General features: G+C 63.6%; 12 protein-coding genes. 7 read left to right on the top strand and 5 right to left on the bottom strand.

The genetic code is table 11. The features are described from left to right. Positions 1–168 precede the first annotated feature (168 nt). On the top strand, positions 169–690 hold the full coding sequence (locus tag K1X15_RS12620; protein WP_220303981.1) for a DUF2087 domain-containing protein: 522 nt from the start codon (positions 169–171) through the stop codon (positions 688–690). Positions 691–765: 75 nt separating this feature from the next. Here K1X15_RS12620 and K1X15_RS12615 read toward each other — a convergent pair whose 3' ends face one another. The 3 genes from K1X15_RS12615 to K1X15_RS12605 form a co-directional block, all read right to left on the bottom strand. Beyond that, positions 766–984 carry a hypothetical protein gene (locus K1X15_RS12615; RefSeq protein WP_220303980.1) on the bottom strand — a complete coding sequence of 73 codons (219 nt, stop codon included), beginning with the start codon at positions 982–984 and terminating at the stop codon, positions 766–768. A 96-nt stretch (positions 985–1,080) separates the two neighbouring features. After that, the gene (locus K1X15_RS12610; RefSeq protein ID WP_220303979.1) at positions 1,081–1,302 is read right to left on the bottom strand and encodes a hypothetical protein; all 222 of its coding nucleotides are present in this window, start codon (positions 1,300–1,302) and stop codon (positions 1,081–1,083) included. 60 nt (positions 1,303–1,362) lie between these two features. Further along, on the bottom strand, positions 1,363–1,974 hold the full coding sequence (locus K1X15_RS12605) for a LysE family translocator (protein WP_220303978.1): 612 nt from the start codon (positions 1,972–1,974) through the stop codon (positions 1,363–1,365). A gap of 186 nt (positions 1,975–2,160) precedes the next feature. Here K1X15_RS12605 and K1X15_RS12600 point away from each other — a divergent pair, with 186 nt between their 5' ends. Together K1X15_RS12600 and K1X15_RS12595 are read left to right on the top strand one after the other, a co-directional pair. Further along, positions 2,161–3,738, top strand: a complete 1,578-nt coding sequence (locus tag K1X15_RS12600; protein ID WP_220303977.1) for an ABC-F family ATP-binding cassette domain-containing protein — start codon at positions 2,161–2,163, stop codon at positions 3,736–3,738. A 279-nt stretch (positions 3,739–4,017) separates the two neighbouring features. Beyond that, positions 4,018–5,184, top strand: coding sequence for a hypothetical protein (locus K1X15_RS12595; RefSeq protein WP_220303976.1), 1,167 nt, complete (start codon positions 4,018–4,020; stop codon positions 5,182–5,184). A 197-nt stretch (positions 5,185–5,381) separates the two neighbouring features. Here K1X15_RS12595 and K1X15_RS12590 read toward each other — a convergent pair whose 3' ends face one another. Together K1X15_RS12590 and K1X15_RS12585 are read right to left on the bottom strand one after the other, a co-directional pair. Beyond that, positions 5,382–5,933 (bottom strand): fasciclin domain-containing protein, encoded by a 552-nt coding sequence (locus tag K1X15_RS12590; protein ID WP_220303975.1) that lies wholly within the window; start codon positions 5,931–5,933, stop codon positions 5,382–5,384. 110 nt (positions 5,934–6,043) lie between these two features. After that, positions 6,044–6,991 carry a nucleoside hydrolase gene (locus K1X15_RS12585; protein WP_220307534.1) on the bottom strand — a complete coding sequence of 316 codons (948 nt, stop codon included), beginning with the start codon at positions 6,989–6,991 and terminating at the stop codon, positions 6,044–6,046. 189 nt (positions 6,992–7,180) lie between these two features. On the opposite strand from K1X15_RS12585, the gene K1X15_RS12580 reads away from it, so the two are divergent. From K1X15_RS12580 to glgB, 4 genes are all read left to right on the top strand, one after another. Further along, positions 7,181–8,434 carry an AI-2E family transporter gene (locus K1X15_RS12580; protein WP_220303974.1) on the top strand — a complete coding sequence of 418 codons (1,254 nt, stop codon included), beginning with the start codon at positions 7,181–7,183 and terminating at the stop codon, positions 8,432–8,434. Positions 8,435–8,514: 80 nt separating this feature from the next. After that, positions 8,515–10,371, top strand: a complete 1,857-nt coding sequence (locus K1X15_RS12575) for a monovalent cation:proton antiporter-2 (CPA2) family protein (RefSeq protein WP_220303973.1) — start codon at positions 8,515–8,517, stop codon at positions 10,369–10,371. Positions 10,372–10,468: 97 nt separating this feature from the next. Further along, positions 10,469–12,940 carry a glycogen/starch/alpha-glucan phosphorylase gene (locus tag K1X15_RS12570; RefSeq protein WP_220303972.1) on the top strand — a complete coding sequence of 824 codons (2,472 nt, stop codon included), beginning with the start codon at positions 10,469–10,471 and terminating at the stop codon, positions 12,938–12,940. Positions 12,941–13,094: 154 nt separating this feature from the next. Next, positions 13,095–15,290 carry a 1,4-alpha-glucan branching protein GlgB gene (gene glgB / locus K1X15_RS12565; protein WP_240549482.1) on the top strand — a complete coding sequence of 732 codons (2,196 nt, stop codon included), beginning with the start codon at positions 13,095–13,097 and terminating at the stop codon, positions 15,288–15,290. Positions 15,291–15,319: the final 29 nt, after the last annotated feature.

The raw sequence follows: 15,319 nt of genomic DNA, 5'->3' as shown, positions 1-15,319 counted from the left end.
ATTGGCTCGTCACGGTCTGCAGTTCACCGAGGCGTCGCCGTCCCGAGAAGGGAAGCTAAACCTGCCCTATCCCTGACTTCGACACGCACCTCACCGGTGCCCCGTCGCAAGCCGGCGACCATCGACACCGCCCTTGGGGCGGGCCTGGGGCACGCTCGAGGATGAACCATGTCGAGACAAATCCATTCCCTTTCCATTGCCGACCTGTCGGCCTTTACCAAGAGCCTGCGCGCGCAACTGGGCCGTCTTGATGGCCAACCGAGCCATGCCGAACTGCTCAATATGCTGGCCCGCGCGGCGGGCTATCGCAATCACCAGCACCTCAAGGCGCTGACCGAGGACGCGCCGCAGCCGGAGCCGGTTGACCTCAAGCTGGTGGAAAAGGTGAGCCGGCATTTCGATGCCGACGGGGTCTTGCTGCGCTGGCCTTCAAAGAACAGCCTGCAGCCACTCTGCCTGTGGGTCCTGTGGTCGCGGATGGAGCCGGGGCGCGACTATGCGGACCGGGAAAACACCGAATTGCTCAATGCCTGGGCGAGTTTTGGCGACCATGCCCTGCTGCGGCGCGCCATGGTGGACATGGGCTATGTGACGCGGACGCCGGATGGCCGGACCTACCGCCGGATCGAGCAGAAGCCGCCGGCCGAATTGTCGGCCCTGCTCAAGCGCATTATGCCGCAAGACGCCTGATCGGCGATCCCGCCGGGCGTGACGCGTGCTTCCGGCTGTGCGCTGGAGGACATGCTGACCCCGGCAGGGCCCGGCTCAGGCCGTCTTGGAAATGCGCTGCATCGCCATTTTGGAGAAGAGGTTGCCCATTTGCGCAGCGTTGTTCTGCTGGATGCTGGCAAAGCTGCCGGCAAAGGCGGCCTGGCGCTGGGCCTCGGCCGCAGCTTCGGCTCGGCGCGAGCGCATGAACTGCATTCGGTCGTATGCCGAAAGCTGATGCATGTTGAAGCGGGTGATGCGATCACTATAGCCCATGGCCCATTAGGCGCGGAGAGAGGTTACCCAAGCCTAAACGCGGTGCGCGGGAATCTGCCGCTTCTTCTAAGGATTTTTGGGGCGTGATGAGCAGCGTCAGGCTGTTTTGGAGATGCGCTGCATCGCCATCTTGGAGATGAGATTCCCCATCTCGGTGGCGTTGTTGCTCTGTATTGAGGCGAAGCTATTGGCCGTGCTGGCATTTTTCTGCGCCACTTCGGCTGCCGCCGCACGGCGCTCGCGCAGATATTGCATCCGCTCATAGGGCGGAAGCTGATGCATGTTGAAGCGCGTGATCTTGACGTCGCCATAGGCCATGGCGGCAAGCTTCGACAATTATGGTTAATGGGCGGTTAACTGGTTAGCGATTGATTAACGTCAGTGCTGCATGACCACCAGGCCCGCCGCGCCGGCCATCATGGCGCCCGCAGTCTTGTTGAGGCGTCCGAGGGCCTTTTCGCTGCGGAACATCTCGCGTGCCGCCGAGGCCAGCCAGGCATAGCCGCAGCCGATGAGCAGCAGCACCACAATCACGATGCTCGTCAGTTCGACAAAGGCCACAGGGTTCATCTCGCCCAGCGGCACGACGGTGGGCAGGATGGCAAGGTAGAAGACGATGGTCTTGGGATTGCCCATGGTCAGCGAGAAGCCGGCGAGGAAGGTCCTCCAGGGGTCTTCATTGCGCGGCTTCATCTGTTCGGAGCCGGGGCGGGCGGTCCAGAACTTCCAGGCGATGTAGAGCAGGTAGGCAGCACCGGCCCAACGCACAATGACGAAGACAGGGCCGAACCAGGTGGCAATGGCGGCCAGGCCAAAGACGGCAAAGAAGAAATAGACCAGGTCCCCGGCCAGGATGCCAAGCACCATTGGGAACGCCCCCTTGAATCCGCCACCAAGGGCGCGGGCCACCACGGCGGCCACGCCCGGACCCGGCACGAGTACGGCAATGGCATAGGCGATGGTGAATGCGGCGAGGGTGAAGAGGTCCATTTCAGAGGCTTCCGGGCAATAGGGCGGGCGGACACTACGCCTCGACCCCGAAATTTGCCAGCCCACGCTTGACCCGCCGCTCGTCTCGCCTATGTTTGGCCCATCGCAACCCGACCGGACGGTTCCCAATGGATCGCATCCTCACCGCAATGCCCACCTGCCTTGCCCCTGAGGATTTGTCGAACCATGCCTTCCGTGACGCTGTCGCACCTGACCTGTACCGGCCCTGACGGCCGGACGCTCTTCTCCGATCTCGATCTCAGCTTTGGTGCCGGACGCACCGGACTTGTCGGCCGCAACGGCGTTGGCAAGACCACGCTTTTGCGCCTTGTTGCCGGTGAACTGACCCCCGCTGCCGGAACGGTCAGCGTTTCGGGCCGGATGGGCCTGTTGCGGCAGGCGGTGCAGCCGGCGGCCGATGAAACCATCGCCGATCTGTTTGGGGTGCGCGAGGACCTGGCCCTGTTGGAGAGGGCCGCCGCCGGCCTGGCCGACAGTGCTGAGCTGGCGGAGGCCGACTGGACGCTGGAGGCACGATTGGGCGAGGCGCTTGCAGCGCTCAAGCTGGACGTGGGCCCTGGCACGCTGCTCTCGACCCTTTCGGGTGGCCAGCGGACGCGGGCGGCATTGGCCGCATTGGTGTTCGATGAACCGGACCTGATCCTGCTGGACGAGCCGACCAACAATCTCGATGCCGAGGGGCGGGAGGCGGTGGCCGGGCTGCTGGAGAGCTGGCGCGGTGCGGCCATCGTCATCAGTCACGACCGGACCCTGCTCGACACAATGGACGCCATTGTCGAGCTCACAAGCCTGAGCGCCAGCACCTATGGCGGCAACTGGAGCCATTATCGTGAGCGCAAGGCACTCGAGCTCGCTGCCGCGCAGCACGATCTCACCGTGGCCGAGCGGCAGGTGCGAGACGCTTCCAGGACCGCGCAGGAGAACAGGGAGCGGCAGGACCGTCGAGACGCCGGCGGCCGGCGCAAGGCGGCCAAGGGCGACATGCCCAAGATCCTGCTTGGTGGGTTGAAACGGCGGGCCGAAGCCACGGCCGGCGGGATCGACCGGCTGGCAGAAAAGCAGGCCGATGCGGCACACGCGCAGGCGGCGGGGGCCCGGGCCAGGATCGAGGTCCTGGCGCCCTTTGCAATAAGGCTCGTGCCGAGCGGCCTACCTGCGGGCAAGGTCGTGCTGCGGGCCAGTGATCTATGGGGCGGATATGAAAAGGATCGCCCGCTGATCCGTGCCTTTTCCATGGATTTGATCGGCCCCGAGCGGGTGGCGATCACCGGTCCGAACGGGGTGGGAAAAACAACGCTGCTCAGGCTGCTGACGGGCGAAATGGAGCCGTTGTCGGGGGCGGTGCAGGTTGGCGGGGCGATGGTCCTGCTCGACCAGCAGGTCGGTCTGCTCGACCGCAGCCAGAGCATTGTCGACAATTTCCGGCGGCTCAATCCGGAGAGTTCGGTCAATGACTGCCGCGCCGTGCTGGCGGCCTTCAAGTTCCGCAATGACGCGGCACTGCAGGTGGTGGGCACGCTGAGCGGCGGTGAGATGCTGCGTGCCGGGCTGGCCTGCGTCCTGGGCGGCAAGACGCCACCCATGCTGGTGGTGCTGGACGAGCCGACCAACCATCTCGACATCGAGGCGATCGAAGTGGTCGAGGCAGGACTGCGTGCTTATGACGGCGCGCTGCTGGTCATCAGCCATGACCGGGCGTTTCTCGATGCGATCGGCGTGGAGCGGGAGGTGGTGCTGGGGTGAGGCGAGGCGAGGCGAGGAGAGGAGAGGAGAGGAGAGGAGAGGAGAGGAGAGGGGCAGGAAGTAGGGACGTTTTGGTGGCAGGCGCCAAACGGGCATGTACCGTCTCGCTGGAAGTAGTCTTGATGATCAAATTGGACGGGGTGCATAATTGGTCGGCGCGGGTGCGTACAGAGTAACTCGCACACATGTACTCAATCATCGAATCTCCCCATACATTGTGCTTTCTGGTCGATTCCTCGCTTCAGACGGCGAAGTTCGGTCATCGGGGGAGACGGCATAATGCAAGAACAAATATTGAGAGTGTTGTTCGGAGCCAGTCTGGCGCTGCTTGCGTACCCTGCTCATGCTGTCGAGGTTGATGACTTCGTGAGGAGCATCGAGGCTTCCGGGGGTAATTTGATATATCTTGGCGATGCCAGGGTCGCGGGGGACGCTGTAATCGTGGATGGCTTGAGCGTCCGGGATGGTGTCAGAGATATACTTCTCGATGGCCAATTCACTTTTGCAGGCATAACCAGGCAACCCAATTCGGGTTATCTGGTAGACTCGATCACCGCGCCGAAAATCGTGTTTCGAGACCAGGCAACCGACTTTGCCTTTGCAACGCTGAAGGGTCTATCGCTCGAAGGGTATGTGGTCCCGGGCCAATCGAGTCCGATACCTTACCCGATCTACCTGCATACGGGGCGCTTCACCTGGCTTGATTTCCCTCTGACGGTTGGGGGATTCGCATTCGAAATCGAGCCGACAATCATCAACGACACCGTAGCCAGCGTGGCGATCTCGACGGCCATCAATGGGTTGAACGTCGACCTGCCGGACGACCCGCCCCAATCGGATAAACTTGCCAGCACACTGAGCGCTTTGGACGTGCACGAGCTCACGTTCGACTTCAGCGAGTCATATCTCTGGCACGACGACGGTCGGCTGAGTTACTCCAACCAGACCCGCCTTGCCGGATTTGGCGAGGCGCTGCTGGAATTTGCCGTCGATGGCCTGACCCAGGCCAGAATTGAAGACATCGGATTAGCCTGGATAACGGCGCAAATCGACAATCCCACCGCCAGAACATCATGGGCCGACCCAATCTTTGGCCTTTCCATTGAACAGGCCAGCTTCCGTTATGAAGCTGGGCCTCTGCTTCCCCAAGTCCTCGACCACCTGGGGGGCGAGATAGGCAGTCGGGATGCCCTCGCTGCTGCGATCGAAGACACCATCATGGCGCAAGTGGAAGCCCTCGATATTCCCGCAGTGACGGTTATGGTTCGCCCGACTCTGCGAGCGTTCCTGGCCGCGCCGTCCAGCCTGGAGGTCCGGAGCGATCCTCCGGCGCCAGTTACGCTCATGTCCGTCAGTGCAGCCATGATGCTCGACAAGGCTGGCATTGTGCGGCTGCTTGGCCTGTCGATCGACGCAAACAACCCGCCCCGTGCTGACGCCCCCTAGCAACTGGAGTGGCACGACAGGGGGCAACTTGTGCGCTCGTCATATTTGCAGTTCGAACACTGATCGGCATTGCTGTCATGGCTGGCTAACTTGAACGGCCGAAACGCGGCCGACGAGGGCATCAGTATTTCTTGGTACCCCACACGACTGGACCCCGCACTCGCGTACGGGGCCCGGGCCGTGCCGGACGGAAGGGACTATCGCGGCAACAGCACGTCGTCGACGACGTGGATGACGCCGTTGGACTGGTTGACGTCGGCAATCGTCACGAGGGCCGCACCGCCTGCTTCGTCGTAGATATAAACGTGGCTGCCGCGCACCTCGGCGGTGAGGGCGTCGCCACTGACGGTCTGCATATTGTAGCGGCCGCCATTGGCGCGGGCGCGGCTCACCAGATCGGCGGCGGAGAGCTTGCCCGCGACCACATGGGCGGTAAGCACCTTGACCAGCTGATCCTTGTTCTCCTTCATCAGCAGCGTATCCACCGTGCCGGCGGGCAGCTTGCCGAAGGCATCATTGGTGGGTGCGAAAACGGTGAAGGGACCCGGGCTCTGGAGCGTTTCCACCAGGCCTGCGGCCTTGACGGCGGCAACCAGGGTGGTGTGGTCGGCCGAATTGACGGCGTTTTCGACGATGTTCTTGTCGGCGAACATGGCGGCCCCGCCGACCATGGGATTGTCCTGCGCGACGGCAAAGCTCGAGACGAGTGCGAAGGCGGTGGCGGCCGCGATTGTCCTGGCGAATTGCATGATGTTCTCCCTGTTGACCACGCCGGCGGTATTGTCCGCCGGTCGTGACAGAGGGAGCTACGGCATGGTTGCGGGGCGGGTTTCGACCCGCCCTTCACGCTTTGGTGAGGTCAGGGCAGCCGCGCCAGGCGTTCCATGAGCAGGGCATAGAAGCCCTCGGCATCGCCGGAGCGGAGGTAGTTCGCGTTGTAGCTGCGGCCGCTGACGTGCCAGTAGTCCACCACGGTCATGCCCATGGTCAGCTCGCTGGCGGTCTCGATGGTGACATTGCAGTGCCGGCCTTCGAAGAGCTCCGGCTTGAGCAGGTAGGCGATGACGGTGGGGTCGTGCAGCGGGGCGCCCTCCCGTCCATATTTCTGCAGGTCGAAGGTTTCCGAGAAGGTCAGCATGGCGTGGACCGCATCGCCGGTCTTGCTGTTGAGCGCCTTGATGGCGTCGAGCCGCGCCGGGGTCGACTGGATCATGTGGGTGACATCGAGCGGCAGGATGGTGATCGGCGCGCCGCAGCGCATCACGACGTCGGCCGCTTCGGGGTCGACATAGATGTTGAATTCGGCCGCAGGGGTGATGTTTCCCACCTCGAAATAGGCGCCGCCCATCATGACGATTTCCTGGATGCGCTCGGCGATGGCGGGCTGCTTGACCAGGGCCATGGCGATATTGGTCAGCGGTCCGAGGGTGCACAGGGTAATGGTTTTCGGTTCCGCGTTCATCAAGGTGTCGATGATGAAGTCGACGCCGTGCTGGTCCTGGAGCGGCAGTTCGGGCTCGGGCAGGTCGGGGCCATTGAGGCCGGTCTCGCCATGCACGTGCTCGGCGGTCACCAGATGACGGCGCATGGGGCGGGCGCAGCCTGCATAGACCGGCACATCGGTGCGGCCGGACAGTTCCACGACCTTGCGGGCATTGTTGGCATTGTGGTGCAGGCCGACATTGCCGGCCACCGCAACGACGCCCAGCACGTCGAGCTCCTCGGGCGAGGCGAGGGCGAGAAGGATCGCCACGGCATCGTCCTGGCCGGGGTCGGTATCGATAATGATCTTGCGGGACATGGGAATTTCCGTCGACTCGGTAAGCATTTGGCCGGGACATTATCCAAGTGTGTGCGTCGGGTCGACGGGGGCAGGGCAGCGCCTCGTAGCGGGGGCGTGGAAGGAGGTGTTCCGCCGGCATGAGTGCCGGGCCGGTGGCGGAACGAAAGCCGTCAGTCGGGCGTTTCCTGTCACCTCTCCCCCGTGGATCAAGACATGCGTCGCCCCTATGCCGGCCCACAGCCTTTGGATGTAAATGAAAGCCAGTTCGAGCGCGTGCTCAACAACGCGGCACGGCTGGCCGTGGTGGGTATCGGCTTGGCCGTCCTGCTGGCCGTGCTACAGGCGGGGCAGGTGTTCCTCGCCCCCGTCACGCTGGCAATCGTGGTGGGCCTGATGTTCGGCCCGGTGGCCGACCGGGTGGAAAGCTGGGGCGTGCCGCCGGCCCTGTCGGCGGGTGTCGTCGTGCTGCTGCTTCTGGGCGTCATTGCGGGCTTTGCCACGCTGTTCGCGGTCCCGCTGAGCGAATGGGTGGCGCGGGCGCCGCTGATCTGGGACAAATTGCAGGGGCAGTTGGCGAACCTCAAAGAGCCACTGGAATCGATCGGCCAGTTCCAGGAGCAGCTGACCTCAGTCCTGGGCTCGGATGGCGCTATGTCGGTGCAGGTTGAGGATGCCAGCACGGTCACCGGCATGGCCATGCTGGCGCCAGCGGTGCTCGCGCAGGTCGCGATCTTCCTGGCCAGCCTCTACTTCTTTGTCGCGACGCGCGACCATATCCGCATGTCCGTGCTCTCGATGTGCGTCACCCGCCGGATGCGCTGGCGCACCGCCCATGTGTTTCGCGACGTTGAATTCAAGGTCAGCCGCTTCCTGCTCTCAGTGACCATGATCAACCTGTGCGTGGGTACGGCGGTGTCGATCGCGATGTGGGTGATCGGCATGCCCTCGCCGCTGCTCTGGGGAGCCATGGCGGCCGTGCTCAACTATATCCCCTATGTGGGGCAGGCGATCATGGTCACGGTGTTGCTGGCCGTGGGCCTGGGGACCCAGACCGAACTGGTGCAGATCCTGCTGCCGGTAGCGTGCTACGCCAGCATCAACTTCGTCGAAGGACAGATTTTCACGCCCCATTTCATCGGGCGTTCTCTGACCCTCAACCCCTTCATCATCTTTTTGTCCATCACCTTCTGGATCTGGGCCTGGGGTCCGGTTGGCGGGCTGGTTGCGGTACCGACCCTGCTCATCGCGCAGTCGCTGATCGCCCACGCGCTCCCGAGCAAGCCGGTCAAGCCGCGCCGTCCGGTGCGCCGCACGCGCACCATGACCGACCGCGAGGAGCTGCTCGCCAATGCCGCGCAGGTGATCAGGGAACAGCGCCAGGACGAACGCGCTGGAAATCGCGAGCGTGAGCGCGACGAGCCGCCACAGGGCACCGGGCCGACCGGCGTGGAGCCGAGCACGAACTGAGGGGCAGGGTCGCGCCAGGCCCGCTTGACGGAGGCGCGCGCCAGCACCAGTGTCGCAATGAATTGGCGCTGGGGGAATGAATGGCAGGTGAAGTTGTAGCGCATGCGGCCGAGGCGGCTCACCATGGCGTGGACCTGGTGCCGGTGGTGGCGCTACTGGCGGCAGGCGCCATTGCGGTCCCCATCTTCCGTCGCATTGGCCTTGGTTCAGTCCTGGGTTACCTGGCCGCCGGCCTGTTGCTCGGGCCCTCGGGGACAGGGCTGATTTCCGATCCGGCCTCGGTGCTGGCGGCGGCCGAGCTGGGCGTCGTGCTGTTCCTGTTCATCATCGGGCTGGAAATGGAGCCCAGCCGGCTCTGGGCGCTACGCAAGCAGATTTTCGGGCTCGGCATCATCCAGGTCGCGACCTGCGGTGCGCTCCTGACCGGCATCGGCGTCCTGCTCGGTTTTGCTCCCGTCGTGGCCTTCGTCTTCGGCATGGGATTCGTGCTGACCTCGACGGCCATCGTCATGCAGATCTTGGGCGAGCGCGGGGAAATGTCCACCGAGGGTGGGCAGAAGATGGTCTCGATATTGCTGCTCGAGGACCTTGCGATCGTGCCGCTGCTGGCGGTGGTATCGCTGCTGGCGCCGTCAACGGACGATGTCAGCATGCTCACGCGGCTGGTGTCGCTTGGCATTGCCGTCGGCGCCATCCTGTTGCTGATCTTCCTGGGGCGCCGGATCATGAATCCGTTCTTCTCGCTCCTGGCCCAGGCGCGGGTGCGCGAGGTCATGACGGCGGCCGCCCTGCTTGTGGTGCTCGGCGCGGCCTTGCTGTTCCAGGTCAGTGGCCTCTCAATGGCCATGGGCGCGTTCCTCGCCGGCGTGCTGCTCTCGACCTCGGCCTTCAAGCATCAGCTCGAGGCCGACGTGGAGCCGTTCCGCGGCCTGTTGCTCGGCCTGTTCTTCCTGGCGGTGGGCATGTCGCTCGACCTCGCCGTGGTCGTCGATAGCTGGCAGATCATCGCGCTCAGCGTGGTGGCCTATATGCTGGTCAAGGCAGCGGCTATCTATGTCATCGCGCGGCTCATGCGGTCCGGTCACGGGGAGGCGCTGGAACGCGCGGTGCTGATGGGGCAGGGCGGCGAATTCGCCTTCGTGCTCTATACTACCGCCGCGGCCAGCGGGCTCATCGATGCGCCGACCAATGCCATCTTCACCGCAACCGTTATCATTTCCATGGTGCTCACGCCCTTCACCATCATCGGCATGCGTTACCTGATGCCCCGGGCGGTGGAATCAATGGACGGCGTCGAGCCCGCGGACGACCTCTCGGCCAAGGTCCTGATCATCGGGTTCGGGCGCTTCGGGCAGATTGTCAGCCAGCCGCTGCTGGCCCTGCACCACACCGTTTCAATCATCGACAATGACACCGACATGATCCGGGCGGCGGCGCAGATCGGTTTCAAGGTCTATTACGGGGACGGCACGCGGCTCGACATCCTGCGTGCGGCGGGCGCTGCGACGGCGGACCTGATCCTGGTGTGTACGGACAAGCGCGAGCAGACCACGCGAATCGTGGAACTGTTGCGAGACGAATTCCCCCTAGCGCGGGTCATGGCCCGGGCATTCGACCGCTCGCACGGGATCGAGCTGATGCGCCATGGCGTCGACTTCCAGATACGCGAAACCTTCGAATCGGCGCTGCAGTTCGGCAGTGAGGCGGTCACGCTGCTGGGGGCCACGGACGAGGAGGCCGCCGAAGTGCTCGAAGGCGTGCGCGGTCGCGACCGGCAGCGCTTCGAGCGCCAATTGGCCGGCGAGGACTGGCGCAATCTGAGCCAGCTGTTGATCAGCAATGCCCAGGACCAGGCACGCGAAGGCGGGGTGTCGGTCAGCGAGGAGAGCGCCGAGGCGGCGGCAAGCCAGTCTGCCCGGCCTGCGCAGACGAGCTAGAGGGGACCGGTTCGCGCGGGGGCTTTCCCCTGCACAAATTAAGTGCAAGAGTGTTCCTATTCTGAGGGGAACATCGTCATGAACACTGGATTGCGAGATGCCGCAAAAGCCGATCGTCTACGATGCGCCCACGCCCGAACCCCGCGCGACGACTGTTGAGGCCCTACAGGCCGAAATCCTTGAAAATCTGATCTACTCGGTTGGCAAGGATCCCATCGTTGCCCGGCCGCATGACTGGCTCAAGGCAACGATCCTGGCGGTGCGTGATCGCATCATGGACCGCTGGATGGAGAGCTCCCGCGAGACGTGGCGGACCTCGCACAAGCGCGTCTACTATCTCAGCCTCGAATTTCTGATCGGGCGCCTGATGCGCGACGCGATGAGCAATGTCGGGCTGATGGAACCTGTGGCCGAGGCGCTCAAGAACCTCGATGTCGACCTCGGTGACCTGATCAATCTCGAGCCCGACGCGGCGCTGGGCAATGGCGGCCTGGGGCGCCTGGCGGCGTGTTTCCTCGAATCCATGTCCTCTGTGAAGATCCCGGCCTATGGCTATGGCATCCGCTATGTGCATGGGCTGTTCCGCCAGGAAATGAGCGAGGGCTGGCAGGTCGAGCTGCCCGAGGACTGGCTGGCGCATGGCAATCCCTGGGAATTCGAGCGTCGCGAAAGCGCCTACGAGGTTGGCTTTGGCGGACATGTCGAGCCGGTAACCGACCCGGACGGCACGGAGCGTCAGGAGTGGCGACCCAACGAGCACCTGCTGGCGGTTGCCTACGACACGCCCATTGTTGGCTGGCGCGGCGCGCGGGTGAACACGCTCCGGCTCTGGAGCGCGCAGCCGATCGATCCGATCCTGCTCGACAAGTTCAACTCAGGCGACCATATCGGCGCGCTTGAAGAAAGCGCCAAGGCGGAAGCCATTACCCGGGTTCTCTATCCCGCCGACTCGACGGCGGCGGGCCAGGAATTGCGGCTGCGGCAGGAGTTTTTCTTCTCCTCGGCGTCGCTGCAGGACATCGTTCGGCGGCATCTGCAGCAATATGGCGATCTGGGTTCGCTCTCCGACAAGGTCGCCATCCAGCTCAACGACACGCACCCGGCCATTTCGGTGGCCGAGCTGATGCGCATCCTGGTCGATGACAACGGCATCAAATGGGCCAAGGCCTGGAAGATTGCCAAGGGCACATTCGGCTATACCAACCACACCTTGCTGCCCGAGGCGCTCGAGAGCTGGCCGGTGGCGCTGCTGGAACGGCTGCTGCCGCGCCACATGCAGATCGTCTACCAGATCAATGCCGATATCCTGGCCGAGGCCCGGGCGAAGAAGGGGTTCTCGGACCAGCAGATCGCCGCGGTCTCGCTGATCGACGAGCATGGCGGCCGACGGGTCCGCATGGGGCAACTCGCCTTTGTCGGGTCGCATTCGATCAATGGCGTATCGGCGCTGCACACGGAGCTCATGAAGCAGACGGTGTTTGCCGACCTGCACAAGCTCTATCCGGATCGCATCAACAACAAGACCAATGGCATCACGCCGCGCCGCTGGCTGATGCAGTGCAATCCGGCGCTGACCAAGCTGGTGTCGGACCGTATCGGCACCGATTTTCTCGACGACGTGCAGAAGCTGCACCAGCTTCTGCCGCACGCCGAGGATCCGGGCTTCCAGAAGCAGTTCGCCCAGGTCAAGCTTGCCAACAAGAAGCGGTTGGCCAAGCTGATCAAGGACCGGCTCAATATCACGGTCTCGCCCGATGCGATGTTCGACGTGCAGATCAAGCGCATCCACGAATACAAGCGGCAATTGCTCAACATCATCCACGCGGTCGCGCTCTATGACGAGATCCGCGCCCATCCCGAGAGGGAATGGGTGCCGCGCGTCAAGATTTTCGCCGGCAAGGCGGCGCCGAGCTACTGGAACGCCAAGCTGATCATCAAGCTGATCAACGACGTGGCGCGGGTGATCAACAACGATCCGGCGGTGCGGGGCCTGCTCAAGGTGGTGTTCCTGCCCAATTACAATGTGAGCCTGGCCGAGGTGATCGTGCCGGCGGCCGATCTCTCCGAGCAGATTTCCACCGCCGGTATGGAGGCCTCGGGCACTGGCAACATGAAGTTCATGGCCAATGGCGCCATCACCATCGGCACGATGGATGGCGCCAATGTCGAGATGCACAAGGAAGTGGGGGCGGACAATATCGTCATCTTCGGCCTGACCACCGACCAGGTCGAGGACAAGCGGGCGCGCTCGGAAGTGCCACGCTCCGCCATCGATGCCTCCCCGCGTCTTCGCGAAGCGCTCGATTCCATCGCCTCGGGCGTGTTCTCGCCGGATGATCCCCATCGCTATCGCGATCTGATCGGGGGGCTCTATGACCACGACTGGTTCATGGTGGCCCGCGATTTCGAGGCCTATGTCGCGGCGCAGACCAAGGTGGACAGCATCTGGCGGGACAAGAAACGCTGGACCGCCATGGCGATCCGCAACACGGCCAGCGTCGGCTTCTTCTCGTCCGACCGGACGATCCGGCAATATGCAGAGGAGATCTGGGGCGTTCCAACGGCATAGGGTGTTTTGGGGTGCGGTTGACCGCGAGGGCCTGCGGGCCTGGTGGTCACCTGGCCCGGTGCAGCGCCCGGACCCCTGACACCAAGATCAGGGCGGGCGCAGGTAAGTTCAGGCCGGTCGAAATGGCGCGGCTGACGCGTGGGGGAGTTTGGGTGTGAGCGTGAGCAAGGAAAACTGGCAGGCAGAGGCGTGGGAAGTCGAGGCCATCGTGGCGGGTCGCCACAGCAATGCCTTTGCCTTTCTGGGCCTGCACGAGGTCAATGGACACTGGGTCCTCAGGGCCTTCGTGCCCCATGCCGATACGCTCAATGCCTTCACGCTCGATGGGACGCCTCTTGGCCATATGATCCCGCGCCATGCCGCGGGTTTCTTCGAGGCCAAGGTCAAGATCGACCAGCGCCAGCCTGTCCGCTACGAGGCGAAGAATGCCGGAGGCACCTGGACGGTGTTCGACCCCTATTCCTTCGGTCCGGTGCTGGGGCCGATGGACGATTACTATATCGGCGAGGGCAGCCATTTGCGGCTGTTCGACAAGCTGGGCGCCCACGAAATGGAGTTCGAGGGCATTCACGGTACCCATTTCGCCGTCTGGGCGCCCAATGCGCAGCGCGTCTCGGTCGTCGGTCCGTGGAACGACTGGGACGGGCGGCGCCACCCGATGCGCAACCGGCAGGGTATCTGGGAAGTCTTCATCCCCGTGCTGGGCACGGGCACCATCTATAAATACGAGATTGTCGGCCCCAACGGGCAGGTGCTGCCATTGAAGGCTGACCCCTTCGCCCGGCAAGCCGAGTTGCGGCCGCGCACGGCCTCGGTCGTGCCCGATCCGACGCCCTTCACCTGGACCGACCAGAAATACATGGAAGAGCGCGCCACCCGGGATTGGCGGCGCACGCCGATGTCGATCTACGAGGTGCATCTGGGCAGCTGGCGCCGCCGGCCCGATGGCAGCTTCATGAGCTATGACCAGCTGGCCGAACAGCTTGTCCCCTATGCCGCCGACATGGGCTATACCCATCTCGAATTCCTGCCCGTCTCCGAGCATCCTTTCGATCCGAGCTGGGGATACCAGCCGACCGGGCTCTATGCACCGACAGCGCGTTTCGGCGATCCGGCGGGTTTCGCCCGGCTGGTCAATGCCGCGCACGAGGCCGGGCTGGGCGTGATCCTGGACTGGGTGCCGGCGCATTTCCCCACCGATGAATTCGGCCTCAGCCATTTTGACGGCACCGCGCTCTATGAGCACGAGGACCCGCGCCAGGGTTTCCATCCGGACTGGAACACGGCGATCTACAATTTCGGGCGCAAGGAGGTCTCGGCCTTCCTCACCAATAATGCGCTGTTCTGGTTCGACCAGTTCCATGTCGATGGGCTGCGCGTGGATGCCGTGGCCTCGATGCTCTATCTCGACTATTCCCGCCAGCCCGGTGAATGGGTGCCCAACAAGCATGGCGGCAACCAGAACCTGGAGGCCGTTGCCTTCCTGCAGCGGGTCAATGCCGAGGTTTACCGCCAGTTTCCTGGCGCCTTCATGATCGCCGAGGAATCGACGGCCTGGCCGGGGGTGAGCTCGCCCATTTATGCGGGCGGGCTGGGCTTCGGCTTCAAGTGGAACATGGGCTTCATGAACGACACGCTGCGCTTCATGAGCCGCGAGGCCGTGCACCGCCGCTTCCATCACAACGACATGACCTTCGGCCTGGTCTATGCGTTCTCGGAAAATTTCGTGCTGCCGCTCAGCCATGACGAGGTGGTGCATGGCAAGGGGGCGCTGCTCTCCAAGATGCCCGGTGATGACTGGCAGCAATTCGCCAATCTGAGGGCTTATCTGGCGTTCATGTGGGGGCATCCGGGCAAGAAGCTTCTGTTCATGGGTCAGGAATTTGCGCAGCGTGAGGAATGGAGCGAAAGCCGCGCGCTCGACTGGTGGCTGCTCGATGCGCCGAGCCACGAGGGCATGCGGCGGCTGGTCTCGGACCTCAACGCGGCCTATCGCAGCCTGCCGGCGCTGCATGAGCGCGACTGCGAGCCAGAGGGTTTCGAATGGATCATCGGCAATGATCAGGCCAATTCGGTCCTGGCCTGGTTGCGCAAGGCACCCGATGCCGATCCGGTGCTGGTGATCTCCAATTTCACGCCGGTGCCGCGCAGCGGTTACAAGGTGCCGCTGCCCAAGGCCGGGCGCTGGGTGGAGCGGATCAATACCGATGCCGGCTGGTATTCTGGCGGGAACACCGGAAACCAGGGTGGCATCGTTGCCAAGGCCGTCGAAGGACAGCACTGGCCGGCCGAGGCGGAAGTCTATCTACCGCCACTGGCGACCCTGTTTCTGAAATACGAGCCGGCATAGCGCGGCTGACGGGACAAGACCCGGTGAAA

The sequence above is a fragment of the Devosia salina genome, from assembly GCF_019504385.1.
Classification (GTDB): domain Bacteria; phylum Pseudomonadota; class Alphaproteobacteria; order Rhizobiales; family Devosiaceae; genus Devosia; species Devosia salina.
The sequence above is the reverse complement of the archived record's forward strand: the minus strand, read 5'-3'. Positions and strand labels throughout refer to the sequence as shown.

Bases quoted from the DNA above. Each gene is read 5' to 3' on its own strand.
- K1X15_RS12595 (WP_220303976.1), top strand. From the start codon at position 4,018: ATGCAAGAACAAATATTGAGAGTGTTGTTCGGAGCCAGTCTGGCGCTG.
- K1X15_RS12620 (WP_220303981.1), top strand. From the start codon at position 169: ATGTCGAGACAAATCCATTCCCTTTCCATTGCCGACCTGTCGGCCTTT.
- K1X15_RS12590 (WP_220303975.1), bottom strand. From the start codon at position 5,933: ATGCAATTCGCCAGGACAATCGCGGCCGCCACCGCCTTCGCACTCGTC.
- K1X15_RS12580 (WP_220303974.1), top strand. From the start codon at position 7,181: ATGCGTCGCCCCTATGCCGGCCCACAGCCTTTGGATGTAAATGAAAGC.
- K1X15_RS12575 (WP_220303973.1), top strand. From the start codon at position 8,515: ATGGCAGGTGAAGTTGTAGCGCATGCGGCCGAGGCGGCTCACCATGGC.
- K1X15_RS12605 (WP_220303978.1), bottom strand. From the start codon at position 1,974: ATGGACCTCTTCACCCTCGCCGCATTCACCATCGCCTATGCCATTGCC.
- K1X15_RS12610 (WP_220303979.1), bottom strand. From the start codon at position 1,302: ATGGCCTATGGCGACGTCAAGATCACGCGCTTCAACATGCATCAGCTT.
- K1X15_RS12615 (WP_220303980.1), bottom strand. From the start codon at position 984: ATGGGCTATAGTGATCGCATCACCCGCTTCAACATGCATCAGCTTTCG.
- K1X15_RS12600 (WP_220303977.1), top strand. From the start codon at position 2,161: ATGCCTTCCGTGACGCTGTCGCACCTGACCTGTACCGGCCCTGACGGC.
- K1X15_RS12570 (WP_220303972.1), top strand. From the start codon at position 10,469: ATGCCGCAAAAGCCGATCGTCTACGATGCGCCCACGCCCGAACCCCGC.